The sequence below is a fragment of the Oerskovia sp. NPDC056781 genome, from assembly GCF_042789955.1.
Lineage (GTDB): Bacteria > Actinomycetota > Actinomycetes > Actinomycetales > Cellulomonadaceae > Oerskovia > Oerskovia rustica.
In genome coordinates this window covers 1-3,007 of sequence record NZ_JBHUAD010000341.1, presented here as the reverse complement: position 1 = coordinate 3,007, position 3,007 = coordinate 1, and the positions used below count along the sequence as shown (strand labels likewise).

Sequence of the window (3,007 nt, the reverse complement as noted above, 5' to 3'; positions counted from 1 at the left end):
GCCCGGGGGGGGGGCGCCGCGGGCGCCCGCTGGGGTGCGCGCCGCCGTCGGACCCGGCCCGACGCTGCGGGGTGCGGGCGGCCCCCCACCGCGCGCACCCCGCTGGTCCGTGACCTCGGGAGAGGGTGTGCGCCCTCCCCCGTGTCACCTCCTGATCGCCGGCTCAGGAGAGCGCGGCACGCCTCTTGCTCAGCAGGTCGAAAGCGACCGCGAGGAGCAGGACGAGGCCCTTGATCGCCTGCTGCCAGGCGGCGTCGACGGCCATGATCGACAGGCCCATGTTGAGCACGCCCATGATGAGCGCACCGATCATGGCGCCGGACACCCGGCCCACGCCGCCCGCGACCGCGGTGCCGCCGATGAAGCACGCGGCGATCGCGTCGAGCTCGTAGTTCATGCCCGCCGCGGCCACACCGGCACCGGCACGCGAGGTCGTGATGACGGCCGCGACCGCGGCCAGCACGCCCATGTTGACGAAGATGCCGAAGTCGACGCGACGCGAGTTGACGCCCGACAGCACGGCCGCGTGGCGGTTGCCACCGATCGCGTAGATGTGGCGGCCGAACACGCTGCGGTTCAGGACGAACGAGTACGCGATGATGAGGATGCCCACGATGAGCAGCACGATCGGCGTACCGCCCGAGCTGAGCGACAGCCAGTACGTCACGACCCCGATCAGCACCGCGGCCAGGACGATCTTGACGACGAACGCGGGCAGCGGCTCGACCGCGAGCTCGTGGCGACGCAGCGAGGTCCGCGAGCGCCACTGCGCCACGGCGAACGCCACGATGCCGATGCCGCCGATCGCGAGCGTCACGACGTCGAGGTTCCCGACGAAGCCGAACCAGTTGGGCACGGAACCGTTGCTGATCGCGATGAAGCCGCTGGGCAGGCCCGCGACCGTGGTGCCGACCAGGACGATCGCGAGGCCGCGGAAGATGAGCATGCCCGCGAGGGTCACGATGAACGCCGGTATCCCGACGTACGCGACCCAGAAGCCCTGCCACATCCCGACGAGCGCCCCGACCCCGAGGGACAGGACCACGGCGAGCAGCCACGGCAGCTCCCACTGGCTCATCATGATGGCGCACAGCCCGCCGACGAACGCGACGACCGAACCGACCGACAGGTCGATGTGGCCGGCGACGATCACCATGACCATGCCGATCGCGAGGATCATCACGTACGCGTTCTGCTGGATGAGGCTCGCGACGTTGTTCGGGTAGAGCAGGCGCCCGTCGGTGAGGACCTGGAAGAGCAGGACGATCACGAGCAGTGCCGCGACGATGCCGTACTGGCGGACGTTGCGGCCGAGGTATTCCCTGACGGCGTTCATCGGACGTCGACTCCCTTGTCCATGGTCATGTAGTGCATCAGTGCTTCTTGGGTGGCGTCGGCTCGCGCCACCTCGCCGGTGATCCGGCCCTGGCTCATCGCGTAGACACGGTCGCACAGGCCGATGAGCTCGGGGAGCTCGGAGGAGATGACGACGACGGCCTTGCCCGCGTCGGCGAGGGCGTTGATGATCGCGTAGATCTCGTACTTGGCGCCCACGTCGATGCCGCGCGTGGGCTCGTCGAGGATGAGGACGTCCGGGTCGGAGTACACCCACTTCGACAGGACGACCTTCTGCTGGTTCCCGCCCGAGAGCTTGCCGGCGATCGCCTCGACCGTGGGCGCCTTGATCCGGAAGTCCGTGCGGTAGCGCTCGGCGACCTGGGTCTCGGCCTGCGAGTCGACGACGCCCCAGCGGGACACCTTGCCGAGCGCGGAGGCCGAGATGTTCTCCCGGATGGTCTGGATGAGGTTGAGGCCGTACCGCTTGCGGTCCTCGGTCGCGTACGCGAGCCCGTGACCGATCGCCTCGGAGACGCTGCGCGTCCTGATGGGCGCGCCGTTCTTGTAGACGGTCCCGGAGATCTTCGCGCCGTAGGAGTGTCCGAACACGCTCATCGCGAGCTCGGTGCGCCCTGCCCCCATGAGCCCGGCCATGCCGACGATCTCGCCGGCACGCACGTGCAGGTTCGCGCGGTCGACGACGACGCGCTCGGTGTCGATCGGGTGGTGCACGGTCCAGTCCTCGATCCGCAGCACCTCCTCACCGATGGTCGGCTCGTGCTCCGGGAAGCGGCTGTCGAGCGAGCGCCCGACCATGCTGCGGATGATGCGGTCCTCGGTCACGGGCTCGTCTCCGTGCAGGTCGAGGGTCTCGATCGTCGCACCGTCGCGGATGATCGTCACGCGGTCGGCGATCGCGGCGATCTCGTTGAGCTTGTGGCTGATGATGATGCAGGTGATCCCATGGCTGCGGAACTCGTCGATGAGCTTGAGCAGGTGGGCGCTGTCCTCGTCGTTGAGCGCCGCGGTGGGCTCGTCGAGGATGAGGAGGTCCACGCGCTTGGACAGCGCCTTGGCGATCTCGACGAGCTGCTGCTTGCCGACGCCGATGTCCATCGACTTGGTCGCGGGGTTCTCGGACAGGCCGACGCGCTCGAGCAGGGCCGCGGCCTCGCTCGTGGTGCGGTGCCAGTCGACGATCCCCGCGGAGGCCTTCTCGTTGCCGAGGAAGATGTTCTCCGCGATCGACAGGTGCGGGACGAGCGCCAGCTCCTGGTGGATGATGACGATCCCGCGGGCCTCGCTGTCGCGGATGGTCCTGAACTCGCACGTCTCGCCGTCCATGACGATCGTGCCGTCGTAGGTGCCGTGCGGGTAGACGCCCGACAGCACCTTCATCAGGGTCGACTTCCCGGCCCCGTTCTCCCCGCAGATCGCGTGGACCTCGCCCCGGCGCACGTCCAGCGTGACGTCCTGCAGGGCCTTGACGCCGGGGAACTCCTTGGTGATCCCCCGCATCTCGAGGATGTTGCTCTCGCTGGCCATGGGTCAGCTCCTCACTCGTCCGTTCCGTGGTGGCCCGTCGCCGCGGCCGTGCCGCGGGTCGGGCGACCGTCTCGCCCGTCGTGCTGCGCGGACCGTGCCCGGCCCCGGGACTGCTGTCCCTCGA

The 3,007-nt window shown here is 69.1% G+C and carries 2 protein-coding genes; both read right to left on the bottom strand.

Features of this window, described 5'->3' with window-relative positions:
• Positions 1-163: 163 nt before the first annotated feature.
• Positions 164-1,336: a multiple monosaccharide ABC transporter permease gene (gene mmsB / locus ACFRCR_RS18075; protein ID WP_138825340.1), complete on the bottom strand. Its 1,173-nt coding sequence runs from the start codon at positions 1,334-1,336 to the stop codon at positions 164-166.
• Entirely contained in the window at positions 1,333-2,883 is a 1,551-nt protein-coding gene (gene mmsA, locus ACFRCR_RS18070) for a multiple monosaccharide ABC transporter ATP-binding protein (protein ID WP_377679513.1), read from the bottom strand. The genes mmsB and mmsA overlap by 4 nt, the downstream gene beginning before the upstream one ends.
• Positions 2,884-3,007: the final 124 nt, after the last annotated feature.